Origin of the sequence: Flavobacterium sp., assembly GCF_047602195.1 — a bacterium.
Taxonomy (GTDB): Bacteria; Bacteroidota; Bacteroidia; order Flavobacteriales; family Flavobacteriaceae; genus Flavobacterium.
Map to the genome: position 1 here is coordinate 89,657 of NZ_JASGHW010000001.1, position 18,918 is coordinate 108,574.

The following is an 18,918-nucleotide window of genomic DNA, read 5'->3' on the forward strand; positions in this document are numbered from 1 at the left end:
TGATTTGAATGATGAATTGCGAACGAAGTCTGCGTTAGGGATTGAAGCTGGGTGCCGTGCACCGCGAAAAGCCCGGCCGCGCCGATAACTTAAATTAAAACGGAATTGCCCTTCGCGGCAACGCCATAAAATATAAACAATGATCTATTCCTCAGAATTAATAAAAGGCACGCTCAAAACGATAGTGCTCAAGCAACTCGAAACCAACAAACGCATGTATGGTTACGAAATCACGCAACGTGTCAAGGAGTTGACATTTAGCAAAATACAAATTACAGAAGGCGCGCTGTATCCCACCTTGCACGCACTCGAAGCCGAAGGTTTGGTGACGACCGAAACCGAGTACATCGGCAAGCGTGTGCGCAAATACTACAGCCTGAGTCCCGAAGGCCAATCGAAAATCAATGAAAAGATCAGTGAGCTCGCTGATTTTATGAACACGATGAAGTTCCTGCTCGACATCGAGCCGGGCGGCCAGCTTTCGGTGGTAGGGCAATAGTTTAAGTTTCAATCAAAAAAAATCAAAAGCGAACAAATGTATTGCATCAGTGACGCACAAATAGATTTTATTCTCGATGACATCAGTGCACGTGGCGTCGGGATGGTCAGCCTGCAGCAAGACCTGTTGGATCATATTTGCTGTATCATTGAGCAGAACCTCGAGGAGGATGGGGATTTCGAGCGTTTCTATCAACAGACGGTTTCGACCTTTTACCAGTCGGAACTCAAGGAGATCGAGACGGAAACCATCCATTTATTAATCCATAAAAATTACTACATCATGAAAAAAATAATGTTAATCAGCGGTGGTGTTTCGACCGCGGTGCTGTTCCTCGGACTACTTTTCAAATTCATGCACTGGCCCGGTGCCGCAGTCATGCTCGTTTTTGGCGTGACGATTTTAAGCCTGGTGTTCCTGCCACTGATGTTTACGCTCAAGATCAAGGAAGAAAAGCACGTCAAAGACAAGGTCGTTATCGGAATCGGTACGTTTTCGGCGATCTTGATCAGTCTTGGAATTCTTTTCAAGGTCATGCATTGGCCGGGTGCGAATGTCATGGTCAGTTCGGCCTTCCTGATTCTGGTATTGTTTTTCCTGCCGATTTATTTCTTCGCGGGAATCCGGAATCCGGAGACGAAGGTCAACACCGTGGTGTCTTCGGTGCTTATTTTCGCCGGTTGCGGATTGTTGCTGACCTTGATGCGATCGCCGGCCGGAAACCGCAAGGAATATTCGATGGAAACCAATCATTTCCTGCGCAACGAACAGATCGTCAAGACCGAAGCGCGCCAGATCGGGATGCTTTCACAAGCCCCGATCGACCCCGAACTGGCCAAGGAAGGCGAGCAAATCGCAGAATTGTGCCGTGAGATCAAGGCATTCTTGCTCAAGAGCGAAACGGGCTTCGATTCGATCGGCGATGATTTTGAAAGCAAAAATGCGTACATCAGCGATACCTACGTGCACGATTACCTGGGCCATTCGAAGGACGCGATGCAAAAAGTGGGCAATCTCAAAAGCCTTATCGCAACCTACAACCAAAAAGCGACAGGAAAGGTACAGTCGATTCCACAGCAGGCGCCCCTTTTTGAAACCGATGGCCGTGTCAAGACGGCGCTCAACGACCTGATCCAGATCCAGATGGTCGTCTTGCAAAACCAACGCGAATTGTTGGCCTCGCGATAAATGAAACTGTCTTTGAAACACAAAATTGGGGTCTGTTTTCTAACGGGCCTCAATGCCTGCTATGGTCTTCATGAAGTGGCGCGCCTACCATTTCGGGAACAGCAGGACATTTTGGGAATCATTTGCTTGGTCGTTTTTATCGCTTCGATGGGATTTGTGCCGATTTGGCATTGGAAGGAAAAACGCGGCATGGATTCGGCAACGGTATTGGGTTTTTTCCAGTCGGGCTTGTGCTATTTCATCGCGTTGGATTTGTGCATGTTCGCGTGGCGCAAGATTTTCCACCTGCAGTTTTACGCTCCCGACGGATTGCTCGACAAAACCATCAGCAGCCTGAGCGGGGAAATGTTTACGATCGCTTATTTTTCGTATTCGTATACTTTCGGGCTAATCATTGCCGCGATGCAAATCGTTGGCAGCTTGTTGTTGCTGTTTCGGAAAGCCCGGCTTTTGGGTATTTTCGTTTTGTTTCCGGTCGTGTCCAACATCATCCTGATCGATGTTTTTTATGAAGTCGAAACGGGCGCTTTGATCCAGGCCATGGTGATTTTAGCCGGATTGGTTTATCTGATGGGAATCGAAAGGAAAAAAATCGCCGCTTTCTTTTTGGACAAAATTACGGCCTTTCGAAAAAGCGCGTTCGAATCGAAAATGATGAAAAACACGATTCGGATCTCGGCCATTTTTCTTCCGATGTCGGCTTGCATTTATTTGTACGATTATCCCAATCGGCATCCCGAAATCACCGGAAAGTATGAAGTGAAAGAATTGTTGGTCAACCGCCGCCCAATCGATTTGACCAATTGCGCCGACAGCATGATCACCAAAGTGTACATCGACAACAACCACGACCTGGTGTTCGAACGCAACAGTCTAAACCGTTGGCAGGTGGGCCGTTTCACCTACGACAAAACCAAACGAAAGATGAAAGTCGTCTGGCGTTATCCCCAAACGCTCCACGATACCTTGGATGCTTCCCTTTCGGAAAAATCAAATCAACAGATGACGCTGTCCGGAATTATGGGACGCGATACGATAAAGGCATTGCTGGTGCAAAAGTAATGGCCTCCACTTGAACCCGAAAATCCGCTGACGAGCGGATTTTTATTTTCGGATGCGGATTGTAAATCTGTATTGTTCAATTTCAGTTGATTGCTTTGACGAAAGTTTCCACTTGGCTTTTTTGGTAAAATGCTTCGTAATCCTGGATGTGCAAGAGGTCATAAATGGCCTGTTTTTTATCGGAAGCGTTTTCATAATAGGCTTTCGAGATCAGGTAACCCGCCCAGTATAGGGCATTTCGCGGTCGTTTGTCGCTGGCCTGGATCCATTCGCTGTACAAATCCTGTTGCCTCTCGTTCTTGAAATCCTGCCAGATTTGTTGCTCGCGGCCTTTGAAAGCGGTGTAATCGCCATCGGTTTCACCGGTGATGAGTGCCGCAACGAATTCGGCAGAGCCTTCGATCATCGCATAGCACAGCAAACTGTTTTCGCGTTTCATCCCATCCTGGTTGAAGTGCACGAGTTCATGCGCCACGGTCACGGGAATGTGGCTGAAATCCATGATCCATTCGCGTTGCCATGCGTTCCAATTCGAGGTGTCGGTATCGGGCGTCTTGCTCATTTGTTCGGTGCCGATGAGTAGGCCGTTGTCCGAAATCGTCCCATTAGAATTGAATTTACCGATCAAAAAATACACATCCGGGAAGACCGCCTGCGGGTACAAATCTTCGAAAACTGCGGCATTTTTGTAAACCGGCCCTTTGATTGCGGTCGTCTGCAATACGGTGTGCCTGGCCTTGGCGTAAAAATCCTTGTATTTGAAAATGGTTTTGACGAATTGGTCCTCGTCCCTGATTTTAGTGACAAAAAAATCCTGCAAACCGTCACTGCCCTTGACGAAATATTCTTTGCGGAAGATGGTTTTGGCTTTGGCCGAATCTTTCAGGGCCAGATCAAAAGCCCGGTAAAAGTTGGCGAGATCGGCGGTGATGAATTTGGCATTGTGCGGACTATCGCCAAAACGTCTTTTGACCGCGTTGATTAGTTTGGGCCAGCGGGCATCGGTGTGCAAGGTGGCCAAATCTTGATCAGCTTCCAACTGCGCCTTGTTGGCATAGCCATTCGAGACGAGCAGGTTCAGGTTTTCGAAGGCTTTTTCGGTATCATGGGCCAGCGCAAAACTGCAGGCCGCGTTGTAATAACCGTTTTTTTTCAGGGCTTTCATCCAACCGAGATCGCCTGATTTTTGGTAATATTTCCCTGCCTCGATGAACGATTTCGCCCGGTACAGGCTGTCGGCTTTTTGGGTCTCGAACACTTGGGCGATTGCCGGTGAAAAAACCAGTAGCAAAATCCACAGCGCGCCGTTTCTGCCGATTGAAAACAGTCTATTGCAATTCATGGCGCAGTGTTTTTTCGATTCGGAACGCATGGCTCGATCCCATCGATATGAATACTTTTTGGCCTTTGTTGACCTGCTCGATGATGGCCGAACACATGTGGATGTCACGGATCTGGTTGGTCAGCGAAAAGATTTCGGACAGGTAACCCTTGGGCCAGCCGTATTGGTCGCTGGTGTCCCGCCAATCTTTGAGCCCCGGGAAATCTTTCTTCCAGATGCTATCGACTTGGGCCACCAATCGGATTTGATTCCGGATGCCGTCGACATCGGTTCGGCTGCCGATGTATTCTTCCAATTTTTGTTCAGGATTTTGGGGTTTTCCAAACCTGAAGTCGCTGAAATAAGGTCTCAACGAATAGAACAATGCCACTTGCTGCGGGTTGTATTTTTGAAGCAAGATCTTGACTTCATCGTTTTTTTGCGATTCCCAGGAAAAACAAGGAATCCCATTGGATTGGGCCAGTGAAAATGTTTTTCCGCCTTCGCCATGCTGGGTTACGGGATCCTGCAAACCGTTAAACAGGAAGCCCAATCGGCCTTCGACAAATGCAATATCGGGTTGAAAACTGTTCCACAGCATTTCCATTTTTTTGATCTGTGCGTCGTTGGGATCCTTCGTGTGCTCGATGCCCAACACATAAACGGCCCCGGCCCCTTTGGAAATTTGGTAAATGTATGGCCGCGGATGATTGCCCAAAGTGTCATAGGCCGCCATATCCATAATGGGAACACTAAAATCTTTTTCCGTTTTAACGGGATAAAATTTTGGAGAACGCCAAATGATTCCGCTATACAGCAGCAGCACAAATGTCCCGGTCAGCAGCCCAATCGCTGCAAAACCAATCTTGATCGCCTTTTTCATTTTCTACGATTACGACAGTGAAATGGCGTTGTCATCCGCATGCGGATAAACGGCAAATTGTTTTTTACGTGTAAAATCGAAAAGGATCCTCAAGCGATGGGAACCGAAATAGAATAGGGAATAGAGGGCCAGGAGCGGCATCAGTGCGATGAGGCTGATTGCAAATACTGATTTCATTTTGATTGATTTTGTCCGATGTGCTCCGTACAATTTGCTAAAGCAGATGTAACAGTGCCCCGGGTGATGATTGATTGACCCGTAAGTCGACACAGATGGGGAAATGTTACAGCGTTTGGAAATTTTCTTTGTCGATGCGGTAAATCACGCCGCCATGCCCGCGGTAAAAATCGAATTCGCTCTCGAAGGCCATCCCGAGTTTTTCAAGCACTTTGATCGAGGCGGTATTTTCCTTCATCGCACGACCCACGATGGTTTGCTGGTTGTACAATCCAAATCCCAAAATCAGGCTCGCCGAGGCCGATTCGGTTGCAAAACCCTTGTTCCAGTGTTTCCTAAAAAAGCGGAAACCAATATCGGTTTGGTCGATATTGGGGTCATATTTGAGGCCGCACCAGCCCAGAAATGCGCCCGACATTTTCTCGGTCACGGCCCAACGCCCAAAACCATATTTCTGGTATTGGTTGTAATTTTCGAGGAAACTGCGCGCCTCTGACGTATTTTTAAAGGCCGGGTCACCGGTGTATTTGATGACCTCGGGATCGCTGTTGAGCAGGAACATTTGTTCGGCATCGTCGACGCTGAACTGTCTGAGGATCAATCTTTGGGTTTCGGCAACTTTCATTTTTTGGGTTTGCGTAAAGGTAGCAAATTCTATTGCCCGGCCAACTTTTGCCGGATCGATGTAATCTTGGCCTGTCTTTCGGCCGAAAAAATACGGTCGGCCTTATCGATGTGCTCGTAGATCAGCAGGCATTTGCGGAGCAATTTGTTTCGCTTGGCATCGTCCGTCCGTTTTTCCTGCCACAGCAACAAATCGGCGAACGATTCGAGATTGGCCGAGTTGAACTTGCCCGTGGCCAACAACGTTTCGATCCACTGTGTTTCGGGAATCTCAAGTAAATCGTCGGTGTCCCATCCGAGTTCCTTTTGCAGCACTGCATTTACACAATCGGTCGCTTCGGAACTCCTGTTCTTGAATCCGATCGCTTCCGACAGCAACTGGGCCAACACCCGGCCGAGCTGTTCGATTTGTTGGTCAAGATAATCCCTGCGTTGCATCGTTTGTTGTTTGTGGATAACCCATGAGATAGGTTACCTGCATCCCGAATTTATTTTTGCGTTGGCCCGCGTGCCATTCATAATTGTCGATTCCGGCATTTTGTGCGATGGCCAACAGTTCGTCGGGACGGTACAATCGCAGAATCGAAATGATCCCGTCCCAAATCGTACACAACGGAATAATGGGAACCAGGTAAGTGAAAAAAATACGCGAGAACCGGAACGGCCTGAAAAAAGGCGTCAGGAAAAAGAAAAGCAACGGATGGACCAAAATGATCCCCAAAATCGGCAGCAGATTTTTATCGCCTCCGTCAAAAATACCAATGCCGCTGCGGCTTTCGGCGGCATTCGCTAAAATGGCGGTGATTGTTTTTTCATCGAGGTGGTGTACGGCCGAAAAGACCGTACGAAATCCTTTCAAATCAGAAGGAAGATGCGCCGCATCCATCGAAGTTTCTATAAAACCGATATGGGGATGCTTGCGTTGCAGCATTTTCCAGGCGCTCGTATTGGGAAATTTGTCGGTCAGCGTCATGTGGACATTGGTGTTTGGTTTGGCCAATCCCGAAAGGATTTCTGCCGCCGGGCCACCGCCACCCGAACACAAATCGACTAGCTGTGTCGTCTTTGAGCGTTGCATTCCTTCGCGGATCAAGGGCAGGACGGGAGCATAGAAATGGGTAATCCGCAGCAGATGGCACAAAAAATCGGTCATGCTTTCCCGGATCGTATGCGGGAACCAGTTGAGGTCCTCAAACTCAAAAAGCCATCGGGGTCCAGACATATCTTTGGTTTTTCACAAGTTCTTTGGCGAATCCTTTTGCTAGCATAATTTTTAGAGCGTTTTGGCCATCACCTTGTTTTCATATTTGTTGGTTTCCATCTGGAACGAGGCGTTGCCAATGGTCACATAATCTTGCCGTTTGTAGAATTCGATGGCGCGGTGGTTCGATTCCAGTACCCAAAGCCACATTTGGGTTTCGCCTTGGTCGCGCGCGGTTTTTTCGGCAAATTCAAGCAGGCGGGAACCGATGCCTTTTCCGCAGAACCACTCGAGAATGTAGAGTTTGTTGAGTTCGGGGGCAGTAATGTTGCCCACCGGGCTTGGCTTGGCAAACGCGATTTCGCAAACGCCGACCAGGTTGCCCTGGTATTGGGCGACAATGAGCGCCTCGGGTTGGTTTTGGATCAGGTTCGAGATGCGTTCGACAGAAAACTGTTTCGCGATAAAATTGGCAAACTCATCCGAAACGCCCTCCACGCCATAGGTCTGGATGTAAACGACCTTGAACAGCACCGACAGCTTTACCGCATCGTCGGGTCGCGCATTCCGGTATTGGATTCCTGAAGCCATGGGTTAAATTTAAATGTTTTTCGGCGCTGATTTAGAAGCCACAAGGATCAAATCGGTCGTGGGTTTGTTGTGGTGTTCATAACTGATGCGTTGGCAATCGATAATTTCAAATCCGTTGTCCCCCAGCGCCTGTTTCAGGTAACCGGATTCATGGTAGTGCATGAACATACTGTCGCCGGAACTTGAAAATTCAATCCCCGATTTGGCGTAATCGTCCTCCATGGTGCTCAGGTAAAAAATCCCGCCGGGCCTGACAATGGTGGCTGCATCTACGATCAATTGCAAGGCTTCTTCCTTGGAGAGATAAGGCAGGCAGAAACCACACATCAAGGCATCGTACTGTTTCTGGATCCGATTGATTTGCCTGCAATCCATGATTTCGAATTGGGCCGAAGCATTGTTTGCCCGCGCCAAGGCAATCATGTTGGGCGCCAAATCGGTACCGAGGATTTTCAGATCGGGGCGTTTATTCAAAAGATATTGCGTAATGTTGCCCGGACCGCAGGCGAGTTCCAGGACCTGTGCGTCGGCCTTGGCCTGTCGGCAGAACAAATCGAGCGAATCGGCATACAGGCTTACGTCCATGTACTTGGATTGGTAAACATCGGCAAGTTTGTCGAAAACGGCCGCGGCTGCGGTAGATTTGTCCATGTTCCGGTTATTTGATTTTGATCAGTTTGCCGCGGTTGAGCGTCATCGATAAGTCGCGTTTGCTTTTGAGCGTAAACTTGATCGTGTCTTTTCCGATTTCGCGGTTGTCGATCTCGATCGGGTCGTCCTCCTTATTCTGACGGATGGTCGCCTTGAATTTGCTGTATTCGATTTTGCCTTTATACGTGATGGCATCGGGCATTTTCTTGACGAAAGTACTGTCGTTGAAAGTGATCTGGTAAGCAGGCTGACCGTTTTTTTTATCGAATTCGATGCGGAAATGACCGTTTAATTTAGGAGTTTCCTGTGGCAAGAGCCAAATGAAAGCCGCAGCTATAAGGACAAATATCGTTTTCATGGGATTGATTTTTGTTTTGATCCTGACGAAGTTAAGAAAATCTGCCGAAATCTGCCGAACGATTTAACGGTAACGCACGCGATCCACCATCAGGTAATCGTCCACAGTCGGATCGATCGCGATGACCTCCCGGGTTTGTTGGTTCTTGACCAGGACAAAATCATGGTCTTTCCAAAACGCCGAAGGAGAAAGCCTGTGGATGTTGAAACCCAGGACATACAATTGCCCTTTTTGGTGTTCGGCGATCCATTTTCCCTGCAGTCCGTTTTTGTGGATCAATTGGTTGCAACAGCTCGTGAAAAATGCGGCATAACCCACGCAATGAGCAGCTTTGCTTTGGACAAGCGCATTGGGATCGGTGCCGCATTTGGCGGTACTGAAGTGCAAATGTTCGGCGGTAATCGATAAGGAAAGCGATACAATCTGGTCGATGTCGTTGGTTTGTGTTTCGGCACGCTCATCGATCATTTTTTGGAGTCCGGCGCCCGCGGCAACAGGGTTCCGCTGCCCGATTGTACGGTAATCAATTAATTGCCTGTAAAGCCATCCGCGACAAATAAAAACCGACAGCAACAACGCCGAAACAATCAGCAACAAGCGTTTTTGACGATTCATTTTTTCGCGCATTTGATGCGTTCGGTGCGCAAATATTCAGCGATATTGCCCGTAGAATAATAGATTTTGCCCACCTCGCAGCGACAGCTTTCGTTTTCAAGAACCATCGTTCGGATGCGGCGTCCCTGCAACGGAAAATTGGCGGTGGAAACATTTTTAAATTGAAAACCGCGTAATTGGAGCTTGTCGGCCAGGATCGAGTGGTCGTCTTTTTCCTCGGGGACCAAACGCGCGGGCTCGGGATACAATTCGGGCAGTTCGATGTATTGGCTGCTGTAGCTTTCAATGGCAAAATTGACGACACGATCGGCAAAATCGGCATCGGGATAAGGGCTGGTTTTCTTTTCGGTACAGCAAACCGCCAACAACAATAACGGGGAGATTTTGACCAATAGTTTCATCGCTTTGGGATTAGAGTTAAAAATATAACGCAATCCAAAGGCAAAAGTTGCCTCATCTGGATCGGACGGTTTCGAGCAATTCGCTTTCAAAAATGGCGGCCGGCGAAATCACGGTTTCATTTTTTGGGATCCGGTTGCCGTAACGCGCTTTCATCTTGGCCTGGACTGCTTTGCTGCTGAGGTCGAAATCCTTCAACTTTTGGAGCCGGCCGACTTCGATTCCGGCGGCGCGCTGGTAAATTTTCCAGACCAGTTCGGAGCAATAGATTCTGTCATCCGACCATTCAAAGGTAAGGTCATAGTTTTTTCCGGCGAATCGTTTGCCGATCTGTTGCATTTTGGCCAACACTTCTGGCGTCAGTACCTTTTCGTCCTTCAATCTTTTGACGACGTATGTCCCATTTTTTCCACGTTTGACCCATTGTGCAAAAGGGGTTTTCTGCACCGGTTGTATGGCTTCGAAAACATACAGTTGGTTGTTTTCGCGAAACAGCAAACCACAGTGCGAATATTTCGAATGTGTGGCCAATTGGATGGCCCGGCTTTGCGAAGAAGTCGATGTCTGGAAAATGATGTCGCCATTTTTGAACGCCTGCGTATCGTCCACGGAAAATTGCTCCCTGGCGTAAAGAACACCGGCCAAAACCAACAAAACCAACAAGAAAATTTTAATTTTTTTCATCACCCAAAGTTTGACGGTTCAATACATTAACGGCAAACCTTCGCGGATTAGTCTCTTGTTGAATGTAAACCGCAGCGACAAACGGTGCTGGCTGGCATTTTGGATGTGATCGTTGGCCAATATAAATCCGTAACCGTAGGTCAGGTTGGCGAATCCGCCGAAGGACAACCCAATTTCGGGCACCAGCCGCAATTCCGAATTTCCATCCTGAAAATAATTGATGGCCGAAAGCCGTACCGAAGCAATGGTCATATCCGATTCAATCCCGATTTTGGGTGCGACCGTAAATTCGTGACCGCTTTTGAAATTGGTTTCCAGACCTGCGGTAATCCCTGACATGCCGACCATGGCTTTTTCAATGATGACTTTTCCGACCAAAACATTGGCCTCGGCAAATATTTCGTCTTGCCACAAGATGCCGGGGGAAAAAGCGAATTCGCGTTTTTTGGAGGCTTCCTGTCCATAGTTTTTTAAGGCGAAGAACAGCACAAGAAAGAGCAGCGCATTTTTCATGGGAAGTCTTTAAGTTGGTCGGCGATCAGTTGTTCATTTTCTTCATCAAAGCACACGAAAATGACTTTTGCGGGTTTTTGATGGATGGCCAGGAATTCGCGTACGGTTTGCACGGCGATTTGGGCCGCCTGGTCTTTGGGAAAACGATACACTCCGGTGCTGATGCTCGGAAATGCCACCGAATCGCATTGATTGGCTACGGCCAGCTCGAGTGAATGGCGGTAACAATTGGCCAATTTTTCGCGTTCCTTGCTGTTGCCGCCATTCCAGATTGGCCCAACGGTATGGATTACATATTGGGCCGGGAGGTTTCCGGCTGTCGTGATGACCGCTTCGCCGGTTTTGCATTTGCCTTGGCGGTTGACGATTTTCATGCAATCTTCAAGAATCGCCTTGCCGCCCGCGCGGTGGATCGCACCATCGACACCGCCGCCGCCCATCAGCGAGGAATTGGCCGCGTTGACAATCGCATCAACGCAAATTTTGGTAATGTCTTCCCGGATGACTTCAATCATGGCTTTGCGGGTTGTGTTGGCTGGCATCGAATTTCTCGGTCTTGATTCCTTGTTTGGCGATCATTTTACGGTGGTGCTTGGTGATTTCGTCGAGTTGTTCCCAATAGTCTTTGTGCGTATCCCAAAACACCGTATCGATGCTGAATACGCTGCTGAGCAAATCACCCGGATACAAATCGCCTTCGGCGAAAAGATCAAGCGACAGTACCTCAATCGCCATTGGGATCAGGTATTCGAGCCCGATTTCCTGCCTGATCATGATGCGCAGGTCTTCGGTGGTAAAATCCTTGAGTTGTTTTTTGCGCAAGGCCAGACAGGTAGTGATCAGGTGCGACTCGCCTTGGTCGGCGGGCCAAATTTTTTTCTCGAGGCTTTCGAGCGTTTTGTGTGGCCAGTTTTTTTCGAATTTCATTTTTTTATTGGGTATGGACTTGGACATCGCCCGTGATGTTCACCGATGCGGGGACATTGCGCACAAACGTAAATCCGTCCTCATACAGTTTAAAATTGCCGGTGTATTGGATCGTATAATTGTTGGGCCCGTTGACCGTGATGGTCACATTGCCGCTCGGGTTGTTCGCGTGCAATTGGTCGCCGCCCATGTTCTGGAAAACCACACCGGCCGAGGTCCAGCCTTCGCACGAACGGTCGCGGCCTTCCATGTATTGTTCATAATTTTCTTCGCCTTCGATGTCGTCGTAGATTTCATAGGTACCGGCAATCGACATATTGGATTTGTAATACAGATCGAAAGAAACGGTCGCGGTGGTCGTAAACCCGATCATGCCGATGAGGGTCACCTGCGAACGCGTGTAGGCAATCCCGTTGAACGTGTACACGCCCTCCATCTTGGCTTCGGTAATGCCTTGAAAGGCGAGCAATGAATAATTGTTGTTGTCCAGTGAAAAATTCTGCGGTACCGATTGCGGCATATCGGTTGAATTGTCGTCGTCGCTGCCACAGCCCGTCAAAAATAAAAACAAGCCGGCAACCAAAAGGAGTAGTTTTTTCATGATACGTTTTGTTTTTGTGATGAGGTTGAAAACGAGATTGGGGCCCGGTCGGTTAAAGATAAACTTTTTTTGGATTGAAAAACAAGGTGTTAGGCTTCAATCTCATTTTCGTTTTCGAGCTGCAATCTTTTGAGTTCGTCGCGTTCGGATTCGGTCACGACCCAGGTTTTCGACCATTTGTCATGCCAGCCATAGCTGTATTTGTCGCCGAGACAAGACAAGGCTTCAAATGGAACGACCCGAAGTGCGTTGCGCAAGAGCAATATCCCCAATTCGGGTTTGTTGCCGTATTCGTCGATGACGACTGTTTTGGTCAGGAATTTTCCGGGCGACCGCTGGAACAGCAATTCGGTAATCGCATAATAGCCGATATACAATACCAGAAACGAAGGCAGGTTGATGAAACCCAGCATGAATAGTCCAATCTTTCCCGCAATGATCTCGCCGACCGACTCGATGCCGAAAAAGACACTTTGGATGATGAAATTGTCGACCACGTAATGCAGGAAACGCTTTGGGGATTCGATGGTTTTGACTTGTCTTGTAAAGATCCATTCTTCGGCGTCGCGCTCGCGGTTGCCGTAGGCGTCGGTGTTGTAAACCGTTCGCAGCCTGGTTTCGGTCAATTCGGTGATTTTTTTCATGGTGTTTGTTTGGTGGTGTTTTCTTATTTGGCCTGTTTCAATAGGGCCTCGAGTTTTTCATAATCGCCGCCTTCTCCGAAAGTCGAAGTGTCGTAGCGCGAACCCACAATCTCATCGGTACCGCAGTCGAAACAGATTTTGGCCACACCGACGACCTTGTCTTTTTGCCGGAACACCAACACGTCGCGATAAACCGAAATACAGGACACGGCTTCAGGCTTTACATTTTCACGGACGCGGAACAAATCGGCGAACTGCGGATTGAACTTGGGGTCGATGTCGTGTTTTTCGAAACGAAGGATGTCCATGTTGTTGATGAACAAGGTATCGCGTGTGTTGACCGGGACATTGCCGTTGATGATCTGCAGCAAGGCTTGTTCTTTGCGGGTTTTGTCTTGTTTGATGCTCATTTCGGTGGCTTCTTCTTCCGAAATACCGATGTGGTAATAATCGATTTCGTCAAAATGGAAAAAGGGCAGCGGGCCGGTCGGTTTTTTGTCGTTGCACGAAACCAACAGCAGGCACAGGGCGAGGGTGATCAAAGTTTTCATTTTTTTAAATTTTATGTTATTCGATGTTGAGGTAAAACACATTTGAGGCGGCCGCATTGGCCGTATTGAAATCCTTGCAGGTTTTTTGTTCGATGCTCGTGGGGCAATTCCCGATGATGATCATTTCCTTTCCTTTTTTTACCGCCTTGAACACCATCGTCAATTTCCCGCCCGCACCCATGTAGCCCAGTTTGGATCGGAGTCCGCGATCATACCGCTGGCTTACTTTTTCCACGGCAAAAGCGGTATTTTGATTGATCCAACAATGCTGGTGGCCCGTCGATGGGTTTTCATCGAACTTGACCGATACGGTTTGGCCCACTTTTAAATCAAAGTGGTCGTTTTCCCCCAATTCGTAATAATTGTAGGTATCGGTATAATACAAAGAAGCGAATGTCACTGCAAGGACACCCATACTGGCCAGCAAGATTTTCAGGATTTTCATGGTCGGTCGAATGTTTGGGCATAAGCCGTATCTAAAATTTCGTAAGCATCCATCTTGAAATAAAGGGCGCCTTTGTCATATTTGGCGATGCTTCCCTTTACGCGGTATTTTCGGCCCCAGTTTTTCCAACTGATGGTATCGCCCCATAATTTCTTGAAATCGGTTGGATCCTCAAAATACAAGTCTATGGCGTTGAGTTTGGTTCGTGCGTTCCCTTTTTTGCTGTCTTTGGCCAAATGGAGCTCGATTTGACGCAATATTTTTGCGGTGATGAATACGGTGCCGCTGTCGACCAAAAGGTCCTTGCATTCGGTGCATTCCATGTGTTCGACGACCAAAGTGCTCACGCAGCTATCACAAAATTGGGCTGTCTTTCCGTACGAAATCATGTCGAGGCGCTTTTGCCCATCCGCGGTTGTAGTCCGTTTTCCAGATGGGTTTCTTTGGCAACCCGCCAGAAAAGACAAGGCAAAGAACAATAGCAAGACCGTCCGCAAGATGATTATGGACCGGCTGTGCTTGAAAAAATAGGTCAGTACCAACAGCAAGCCCAGGAAAACGGGCAGCGCTGTTTTCAGGTTGGTCAAATCCCAAGCCCATCCCACAGTTTTGTTGAGTCCCCAGGTTCCCACATCGGCTTGGCTGATCAGGATTAGGATCAATAGTACGAAGCCGATAAAGAACCATTTGCTTTGCAGGATGTTTGCGATTGCCTTCATTCTTCTAAAATGTATTTTTCAAATTCTTCGTAATCTACCGTCGTCATCTGGGATTTGGACGGATAGGAATGTCCCCAAAGTCCCATAAATAATGGAATTGGGTTTTGTACGGGTTTGCCAACCGGATCGACTTTGAGTGCTGCCGGCTCCAATTTTTGGCGGTTGACGTGGATGCTGAAATCCGACCAGCCAAACTCGTACACCGATCCACATTTCTTGCAGGTCCATTTTTCATTCCGGTTTTCATCGGTTCGTGTGCTTTCCCCGATGTCAAAGAAAGGCTTTGATTTCGAGATCAACAGATCGGTTTCATAACAAACGAAAGAATTCCCACTTTTGGTACAATTGATCCCGGTTAACTGCAAATACCTTGGAAAGGCGCAAGGGCAGGAGATTGCGTTGTATTTTTCGATGGCCTTGTCGAGTAATAGGCGCAATCGGTCGTATTTTTTTTGTGCTTCGTTTTGTTCCATGTCCGGTTGTGGTTAATCTTTCCAGTTATCGAAATCGTTTTGTGTTACGGGCTGGCCGTAGCACCAATTGTTGTTGAAATATGTACCGTCTTTTTTGGCCCCTGCAAAAAGAGCATTTTCCACCGATACGTTTTCAAAATGCGCATCGGTCAAGTCGGCTTCGCGAAAATCGCAGGTCTTGAGGTTGCCATTGATGAACTTGGCGCCGCTGAGGTTCGCCCTGCTGAAACTCGAATATAGAAAACAATTTTCGAAAACAATCCCTTCCAGATGTTGTCCTTCGAAATTTCCATTGTCCAGATCGAGGCCCGAAAAATAACGCTGCTCTTTTTGGTATTGTTCGATGATGTCTTTGCTTTCCATGTTTGCTGTGGGATGTCGATGAATTCAGCCGGATACCGAAGATAAAATTTTTAGCCGAATTGGGGCAAAAAAAAAAATCCGCCCTGATGGTTCAGGACGGATGGTATCAATAAGGACGGATTATTTAGGCCAGAGCGTTTGTTCCTTTTGGATTTGGTCCGTATTGGTTGTCAACGGCATCGCCTTCTTTGGCCAACAGCACCAGCAGCCAAATGCTACCGATGACCGGAATCAGGCAGACCAATATAAACCATCCGCTTTTGCCCACGTCGTGCAGCCTTCTTACTGCCACGGCAATCGACGGAACGATCATCGCCAACAGATAGGCCACAGTGATGTAACCGTAAGGCGAGGGGCCAATGTTGATGCCGAGGCCGCCATCAATCATGGTGGCGACAACCATAAAAATACAGTAGAAAAGGACGAACATCCAATATTCTTTCCTTCTTGCACGACCGTTGAAATCGGCGAATTGTTTTAAAACTTTCAAATACCAGTTCATTGTTAAGTTGGGTTTTTATTCCGCTGCAACTGATTTGATTGCCGAATGTCCACTGGACATGTCTCTATTGATCAAATACCCCGGATTGGTTGGTCCTACTCGTATGGCTTTTCGGTTACGCCACCGCTTTTGGATCGCGGATTTTGTGCTAAGGTCCAAATATCCAAAAAGTTACAACTGTCTTTGATACCGTTTAAAACATAAATTTCACCTTAAAGCAAAAAAAAATCCGTTGGGGTTGGCCAACGGATTTCTTATTGTTGAATGATTATCTTACAAGTGGATGACTTCGCCGTACGCATCGGCTGCGGCTTCCATGACGGCTTCGCTCATGGTCGGGTGCGGGTGTACCGACTTGATGATCTCGTGTCCGGTGGTTTCGAGTTTGCGCGCCACGACCGCTTCGGCGATCATATCGGTCACGCCGGCGCCAATCATGTGGCAGCCGAGCCATTCGCCGTATTTCGCGTCAAAAATGACTTTGACGAATCCGTCCGGTGTACCGGCCGCTTTGGCTTTTCCGGAAGCCGAGAACGGGAATTTCCCGATCTTGAGTTCGTATCCTTTTTCCTTGGCTTGTTTTTCGGTCAAGCCGACAGAAGCGATTTCGGGCGTCGCATACGTACAACCCGGAATGTTTCCGTAGTCGATTTTGTCCACGTGCAAACCTGCGATTTTCTCGACGCAAGTGATGCCTTCGGCCGAAGCCACGTGCGCCAAGGCTGGTCCGGGAACCACATCGCCAATGGCGTAATAACCCGGAATGTTGGTTTGGTAGAAATCGTTGACCAGGATTTTATCGCGGTCGGTTGCGATGCCGCATTCCTCGAGTCCGATGTTTTCGATGTTGCTTTTGATGCCAACGGCAGAAAGCAGGATGTCGGCTTCCAACACTTCTTCGCCTTTGGCTGTTTTAACGAACGCTTTTACGCCGTTTCCGGTGGTATCGATGCGTTCAACAGAAGAATTCGTCATGACCTTGATGCCCGATTTCTTGATCGAACGCTCGAATTGTTTCGATACGTCCTCGTCTTCGATCGGAACGACGTTTGGCATGAATTCCACAATCGTGACTTCGGTGCCCATGCTGTGGTAGAAGCTCGCGAATTCAACGCCGATCGCGCCCGAACCGACAACGATCATCGATTTCGGTTGGCTCGGCAAATTCATCGCTTGTCTGTAACCGATTACTTTTACACCGTCTTGTGGCAGGTTCGGCAATTCGCGTGAACGTGCGCCAGTAGCGATGATGATATGGTCGGCTGAATATTCGGTCGTGTTGCCGTCTGCGGCTTTGACGTCTAATTTTTTACCGGGTTTGAGTTTTCCGGTTCCTTCGATCACATCAATCTTGTTCTTTTTCATCAGGAACTGGATGCCTTTGCTCATGCCGTCGGCTACGCCACGCGAACGCGCGATGACAGCACCGAAATCTTTGTCGTAAGCATTTACCGTAAGTCCGTAATCGGAAGCGTGCTTGAGGTAATCGAAAACCTGCGCCGATTTCAACAGCGCTTTGGTCGGGATACAACCCCAGTTGAGGCAGATGCCGCCCAAGTTTTCCTTTTCAATAACAGCGGTTTTGAAACCCAACTGTGCCGCCCTGATGGCAGCAACATAGCCGCCCGGGCCACTTCCTAAAACTATAACATCGTATTTCATTTTTAGTATGTTTATTTATTTTTTGTAAAAATGGAATTCGCAAAAGCTCATTTCATATACAGATTGATTTGATCAGAATTGTTCTTAAAAATTACGCGTACGAAATTAGGGATTTATTTGCTCCCAGAAAAGTTTCGTGGGAAAGTTTCACACATTCCCAACAAAATTCCGGATCCGCTTTACAACGGCTCGTGGATGTGGAAGATTTTCTTCGTGATGGAAACGATTGTCGTCGCCAGAATGGCTCCTGAAAACGCGAGAAAGATGTCCTTTTGCGCATCCCAGATATCGCCTTGCGTGCCCAGATAAGCGGCGCCCTGTGCCTCAAAGAATACATCGGCGACGGCCCATTCGATGAGTTCGTAGAATCCGCTGATCGACAACGTGATTTCGATCGGCAAGGTCCATGCGACCCAGGCCGGGAATTGGAACCATTTGAGGAACATCTCGCGCATCGGGTAGGCGAGCAGGAAACCGAAACTGAAATGCACGATGCGGTCGTAGTGGTTGCGCGACAAATCGAGCGCGTCCTTGAGCCAATACCCGAACGGGTTTTCGGCATAAGTGTATTTCGAACCGTAAACATGCAGACACAAATACACGCAAATGAGCAAATAACTCAAATCGCTGAACTGGTAGCGTTTGTAGGTGTAAGTCAGGAAACCGAGAAAGAGAAAAACGAGCGTGTTTTCGAGAAACCAATTCGCATCGTCGGTGTTGCCGATGTAGGAGTTGGCCCAGCAAACCACGAAAACGGCAATAAAAATTTTAAGCCAATGATTTTGTTTTAAACCAGATCGTTCTTTGGAAATTGCAAGGGTGAAAGCCATGGGTTTGTTGTTGGTTACGCCTGCAAGATATACATTTTGGGAATTAGTTGGAATGGGCTGCCGCGGGTTTATCGTTTGAAGCGGATCGACCGGACATTTTCCTTCAATAAAAAAACAGCCGAACCGACAAAGACAACCCAAAAAGCGCAGGTGCCCCAACCCAAATCCATCGGGAACACAATGGACAAAGCAAAGACGAGGCCCAGCAAAAGCAGTACAGTATTACAAATCGCTAACAACCGTGTCAATTTCCCCGCATACGGCAATGCAACCAAACCCGCCACATTCCATACGACAAATAAACAAATCAGATAATGCGCTGTGGTAAATTGGGCGTCTTGTTTCGTGCCCAATGACATCATCAAAACGAACAACAATAAACCTGTCAGCACAATGCCGTAAAGGGTCAAGGCTATGGGATAAGACGTTTTCATC

The 18,918-nt window shown here is 48.0% G+C and carries 29 protein-coding genes; 3 read left to right on the forward strand and 26 right to left on the reverse strand.

What is annotated here, in order from left to right; translation table 11 throughout:
- The first annotated feature begins 139 nt into the window (after positions 1-139).
- Genes QM717_RS00475 through QM717_RS00485 form a run of 3 tightly spaced genes read left to right on the forward strand, consistent with a single transcriptional unit; the run spans position 140 to position 2,749 of the window.
- Positions 140-499, forward strand: a complete 360-nt coding sequence (locus tag QM717_RS00475; protein ID WP_415033734.1) for a PadR family transcriptional regulator — start codon at positions 140-142, stop codon at positions 497-499.
- 36 nt (positions 500-535) lie between these two features.
- Positions 536-1,687, forward strand: a complete 1,152-nt coding sequence (locus QM717_RS00480) for a GldL-related protein (protein WP_415033736.1) — start codon at positions 536-538, stop codon at positions 1,685-1,687.
- A 12-nt stretch (positions 1,688-1,699) separates the two neighbouring features.
- Positions 1,700-2,749, forward strand: a complete 1,050-nt coding sequence (locus QM717_RS00485; protein WP_415033738.1) for a hypothetical protein — start codon at positions 1,700-1,702, stop codon at positions 2,747-2,749.
- Between the two features lie 82 nt (positions 2,750-2,831).
- Here QM717_RS00485 and QM717_RS00490 read toward each other — a convergent pair whose 3' ends face one another.
- The 26 genes from QM717_RS00490 to QM717_RS00615 form a co-directional block, all read right to left on the reverse strand.
- A complete protein-coding gene (locus QM717_RS00490) occupies positions 2,832-4,091 on the reverse strand; it encodes a TPR end-of-group domain-containing protein (protein ID WP_415033740.1) in 1,260 nt (419 codons plus the stop codon).
- On the reverse strand, positions 4,078-4,953 hold the full coding sequence (locus tag QM717_RS00495; protein ID WP_415033742.1) for a hypothetical protein: 876 nt from the start codon (positions 4,951-4,953) through the stop codon (positions 4,078-4,080). Before QM717_RS00495 ends, QM717_RS00490 begins: the two co-directional genes overlap by 14 nt.
- A gap of 9 nt (positions 4,954-4,962) precedes the next feature.
- A complete protein-coding gene (locus QM717_RS00500) occupies positions 4,963-5,130 on the reverse strand; it encodes a hypothetical protein (protein ID WP_415033744.1) in 168 nt (55 codons plus the stop codon).
- Between the two features lie 106 nt (positions 5,131-5,236).
- Positions 5,237-5,755 carry a GNAT family N-acetyltransferase gene (locus tag QM717_RS00505; protein WP_415033746.1) on the reverse strand — a complete coding sequence of 173 codons (519 nt, stop codon included), beginning with the start codon at positions 5,753-5,755 and terminating at the stop codon, positions 5,237-5,239.
- Positions 5,756-5,784: 29 nt separating this feature from the next.
- Entirely contained in the window at positions 5,785-6,192 is a 408-nt protein-coding gene (locus tag QM717_RS00510) for a hypothetical protein (protein ID WP_415033748.1), read from the reverse strand.
- Positions 6,170-6,976 (reverse strand): hypothetical protein, encoded by an 807-nt coding sequence (locus QM717_RS00515; RefSeq protein ID WP_415033750.1) that lies wholly within the window; start codon positions 6,974-6,976, stop codon positions 6,170-6,172. Before QM717_RS00515 ends, QM717_RS00510 begins: the two co-directional genes overlap by 23 nt.
- Positions 6,977-7,027: 51 nt before the next feature.
- On the reverse strand, positions 7,028-7,546 hold the full coding sequence (locus tag QM717_RS00520; RefSeq protein WP_415033752.1) for a GNAT family N-acetyltransferase: 519 nt from the start codon (positions 7,544-7,546) through the stop codon (positions 7,028-7,030).
- Between the two features lie 9 nt (positions 7,547-7,555).
- Complete coding sequence (locus QM717_RS00525; protein WP_415033754.1) at positions 7,556-8,197, reverse strand: class I SAM-dependent methyltransferase; 642 nt, start codon at positions 8,195-8,197, stop codon at positions 7,556-7,558.
- A gap of 7 nt (positions 8,198-8,204) precedes the next feature.
- Complete coding sequence (locus tag QM717_RS00530) at positions 8,205-8,555, reverse strand: hypothetical protein (RefSeq protein WP_415033756.1); 351 nt, start codon at positions 8,553-8,555, stop codon at positions 8,205-8,207.
- Positions 8,556-8,618: 63 nt separating this feature from the next.
- The gene (locus QM717_RS00535; RefSeq protein ID WP_415033758.1) at positions 8,619-9,170 is read right to left on the reverse strand and encodes a hypothetical protein; all 552 of its coding nucleotides are present in this window, start codon (positions 9,168-9,170) and stop codon (positions 8,619-8,621) included.
- Positions 9,167-9,571 carry a hypothetical protein gene (locus tag QM717_RS00540; protein ID WP_415033760.1) on the reverse strand — a complete coding sequence of 135 codons (405 nt, stop codon included), beginning with the start codon at positions 9,569-9,571 and terminating at the stop codon, positions 9,167-9,169. Before QM717_RS00540 ends, QM717_RS00535 begins: the two co-directional genes overlap by 4 nt.
- 52 nt (positions 9,572-9,623) lie before the next feature.
- Positions 9,624-10,253, reverse strand: a complete 630-nt coding sequence (locus QM717_RS00545) for a YiiX family permuted papain-like enzyme (protein WP_415033762.1) — start codon at positions 10,251-10,253, stop codon at positions 9,624-9,626.
- 18 nt (positions 10,254-10,271) lie between these two features.
- Positions 10,272-10,766: a hypothetical protein gene (locus QM717_RS00550; RefSeq protein ID WP_415033764.1), complete on the reverse strand. Its 495-nt coding sequence runs from the start codon at positions 10,764-10,766 to the stop codon at positions 10,272-10,274.
- Positions 10,763-11,281, reverse strand: coding sequence for an O-acetyl-ADP-ribose deacetylase (locus QM717_RS00555; protein ID WP_415033766.1), 519 nt, complete (start codon positions 11,279-11,281; stop codon positions 10,763-10,765). The genes QM717_RS00550 and QM717_RS00555 overlap by 4 nt, the downstream gene beginning before the upstream one ends.
- The gene (locus QM717_RS00560) at positions 11,274-11,693 is read right to left on the reverse strand and encodes a contact-dependent growth inhibition system immunity protein (protein ID WP_415033768.1); all 420 of its coding nucleotides are present in this window, start codon (positions 11,691-11,693) and stop codon (positions 11,274-11,276) included. Before QM717_RS00560 ends, QM717_RS00555 begins: the two co-directional genes overlap by 8 nt.
- A 4-nt stretch (positions 11,694-11,697) precedes the next feature.
- Positions 11,698-12,294 (reverse strand): hypothetical protein, encoded by a 597-nt coding sequence (locus tag QM717_RS00565; RefSeq protein ID WP_415033770.1) that lies wholly within the window; start codon positions 12,292-12,294, stop codon positions 11,698-11,700.
- Between the two features lie 89 nt (positions 12,295-12,383).
- A complete protein-coding gene (locus QM717_RS00570; protein ID WP_415033772.1) occupies positions 12,384-12,938 on the reverse strand; it encodes an RDD family protein in 555 nt (184 codons plus the stop codon).
- Positions 12,939-12,961: 23 nt separating this feature from the next.
- Positions 12,962-13,489 carry a hypothetical protein gene (locus QM717_RS00575; RefSeq protein WP_415033773.1) on the reverse strand — a complete coding sequence of 176 codons (528 nt, stop codon included), beginning with the start codon at positions 13,487-13,489 and terminating at the stop codon, positions 12,962-12,964.
- Between the two features lie 16 nt (positions 13,490-13,505).
- Entirely contained in the window at positions 13,506-13,934 is a 429-nt protein-coding gene (locus tag QM717_RS00580; RefSeq protein ID WP_415033774.1) for a protease inhibitor I42 family protein, read from the reverse strand.
- Entirely contained in the window at positions 13,931-14,653 is a 723-nt protein-coding gene (locus QM717_RS00585) for a hypothetical protein (RefSeq protein WP_415033776.1), read from the reverse strand. The genes QM717_RS00580 and QM717_RS00585 overlap by 4 nt, the downstream gene beginning before the upstream one ends.
- Positions 14,650-15,126 (reverse strand): hypothetical protein, encoded by a 477-nt coding sequence (locus QM717_RS00590; RefSeq protein WP_415033778.1) that lies wholly within the window; start codon positions 15,124-15,126, stop codon positions 14,650-14,652. Before QM717_RS00590 ends, QM717_RS00585 begins: the two co-directional genes overlap by 4 nt.
- 12 nt (positions 15,127-15,138) lie before the next feature.
- Positions 15,139-15,489, reverse strand: a complete 351-nt coding sequence (locus QM717_RS00595) for a pentapeptide repeat-containing protein (RefSeq protein WP_415033780.1) — start codon at positions 15,487-15,489, stop codon at positions 15,139-15,141.
- Between the two features lie 124 nt (positions 15,490-15,613).
- On the reverse strand, positions 15,614-15,991 hold the full coding sequence (locus QM717_RS00600; protein WP_415033782.1) for a DUF805 domain-containing protein: 378 nt from the start codon (positions 15,989-15,991) through the stop codon (positions 15,614-15,616).
- 273 nt (positions 15,992-16,264) lie between these two features.
- Positions 16,265-17,653, reverse strand: a complete 1,389-nt coding sequence (gene lpdA, locus QM717_RS00605; protein WP_415033784.1) for a dihydrolipoyl dehydrogenase — start codon at positions 17,651-17,653, stop codon at positions 16,265-16,267.
- Between the two features lie 179 nt (positions 17,654-17,832).
- Positions 17,833-18,402: a DUF2238 domain-containing protein gene (locus tag QM717_RS00610; protein WP_415033786.1), complete on the reverse strand. Its 570-nt coding sequence runs from the start codon at positions 18,400-18,402 to the stop codon at positions 17,833-17,835.
- A gap of 149 nt (positions 18,403-18,551) precedes the next feature.
- Complete coding sequence (locus tag QM717_RS00615; RefSeq protein ID WP_415033788.1) at positions 18,552-18,917, reverse strand: hypothetical protein; 366 nt, start codon at positions 18,915-18,917, stop codon at positions 18,552-18,554.
- Position 18,918: the final 1 nt, after the last annotated feature.

Excerpts from the sequence above, each read along its gene's own strand:
- QM717_RS00580 (WP_415033774.1), bottom strand. The coding sequence starts at position 13,934 with ATGAAAATCCTGAAAATCTTGCTGGCCAGTATGGGTGTCCTTGCAGTG.
- QM717_RS00500 (WP_415033744.1), bottom strand. The coding sequence starts at position 5,130 with ATGAAATCAGTATTTGCAATCAGCCTCATCGCACTGATGCCGCTCCTG.
- QM717_RS00590 (WP_415033778.1), bottom strand. The coding sequence starts at position 15,126 with ATGGAACAAAACGAAGCACAAAAAAAATACGACCGATTGCGCCTATTA.
- QM717_RS00550 (WP_415033764.1), bottom strand. The coding sequence starts at position 10,766 with ATGAAAAATGCGCTGCTCTTTCTTGTGCTGTTCTTCGCCTTAAAAAAC.
- QM717_RS00595 (WP_415033780.1), bottom strand. The coding sequence starts at position 15,489 with ATGGAAAGCAAAGACATCATCGAACAATACCAAAAAGAGCAGCGTTAT.
- QM717_RS00565 (WP_415033770.1), bottom strand. The coding sequence starts at position 12,294 with ATGAAAAAACTACTCCTTTTGGTTGCCGGCTTGTTTTTATTTTTGACG.
- QM717_RS00585 (WP_415033776.1), bottom strand. The coding sequence starts at position 14,653 with ATGAAGGCAATCGCAAACATCCTGCAAAGCAAATGGTTCTTTATCGGC.
- lpdA (WP_415033784.1), bottom strand. The coding sequence starts at position 17,653 with ATGAAATACGATGTTATAGTTTTAGGAAGTGGCCCGGGCGGCTATGTT.
- QM717_RS00525 (WP_415033754.1), bottom strand. The coding sequence starts at position 8,197 with ATGGACAAATCTACCGCAGCCGCGGCCGTTTTCGACAAACTTGCCGAT.
- QM717_RS00555 (WP_415033766.1), bottom strand. The coding sequence starts at position 11,281 with ATGATTGAAGTCATCCGGGAAGACATTACCAAAATTTGCGTTGATGCG.
- QM717_RS00480 (WP_415033736.1), top strand. The coding sequence starts at position 536 with ATGTATTGCATCAGTGACGCACAAATAGATTTTATTCTCGATGACATC.
- QM717_RS00535 (WP_415033758.1), bottom strand. The coding sequence starts at position 9,170 with ATGAATCGTCAAAAACGCTTGTTGCTGATTGTTTCGGCGTTGTTGCTG.
- QM717_RS00520 (WP_415033752.1), bottom strand. The coding sequence starts at position 7,546 with ATGGCTTCAGGAATCCAATACCGGAATGCGCGACCCGACGATGCGGTA.
- QM717_RS00475 (WP_415033734.1), top strand. The coding sequence starts at position 140 with ATGATCTATTCCTCAGAATTAATAAAAGGCACGCTCAAAACGATAGTG.
- QM717_RS00540 (WP_415033760.1), bottom strand. The coding sequence starts at position 9,571 with ATGAAACTATTGGTCAAAATCTCCCCGTTATTGTTGTTGGCGGTTTGC.
- QM717_RS00490 (WP_415033740.1), bottom strand. The coding sequence starts at position 4,091 with ATGAATTGCAATAGACTGTTTTCAATCGGCAGAAACGGCGCGCTGTGG.
- QM717_RS00570 (WP_415033772.1), bottom strand. The coding sequence starts at position 12,938 with ATGAAAAAAATCACCGAATTGACCGAAACCAGGCTGCGAACGGTTTAC.
- QM717_RS00495 (WP_415033742.1), bottom strand. The coding sequence starts at position 4,953 with ATGAAAAAGGCGATCAAGATTGGTTTTGCAGCGATTGGGCTGCTGACC.
- QM717_RS00560 (WP_415033768.1), bottom strand. The coding sequence starts at position 11,693 with ATGAAATTCGAAAAAAACTGGCCACACAAAACGCTCGAAAGCCTCGAG.
- QM717_RS00505 (WP_415033746.1), bottom strand. The coding sequence starts at position 5,755 with ATGAAAGTTGCCGAAACCCAAAGATTGATCCTCAGACAGTTCAGCGTC.
- QM717_RS00575 (WP_415033773.1), bottom strand. The coding sequence starts at position 13,489 with ATGAAAACTTTGATCACCCTCGCCCTGTGCCTGCTGTTGGTTTCGTGC.
- QM717_RS00600 (WP_415033782.1), bottom strand. The coding sequence starts at position 15,991 with ATGAACTGGTATTTGAAAGTTTTAAAACAATTCGCCGATTTCAACGGT.
- QM717_RS00545 (WP_415033762.1), bottom strand. The coding sequence starts at position 10,253 with ATGAAAAAAATTAAAATTTTCTTGTTGGTTTTGTTGGTTTTGGCCGGT.
- QM717_RS00515 (WP_415033750.1), bottom strand. The coding sequence starts at position 6,976 with ATGTCTGGACCCCGATGGCTTTTTGAGTTTGAGGACCTCAACTGGTTC.
- QM717_RS00615 (WP_415033788.1), bottom strand. The coding sequence starts at position 18,917 with ATGAAAACGTCTTATCCCATAGCCTTGACCCTTTACGGCATTGTGCTG.
- QM717_RS00510 (WP_415033748.1), bottom strand. The coding sequence starts at position 6,192 with ATGCAACGCAGGGATTATCTTGACCAACAAATCGAACAGCTCGGCCGG.
- QM717_RS00530 (WP_415033756.1), bottom strand. The coding sequence starts at position 8,555 with ATGAAAACGATATTTGTCCTTATAGCTGCGGCTTTCATTTGGCTCTTG.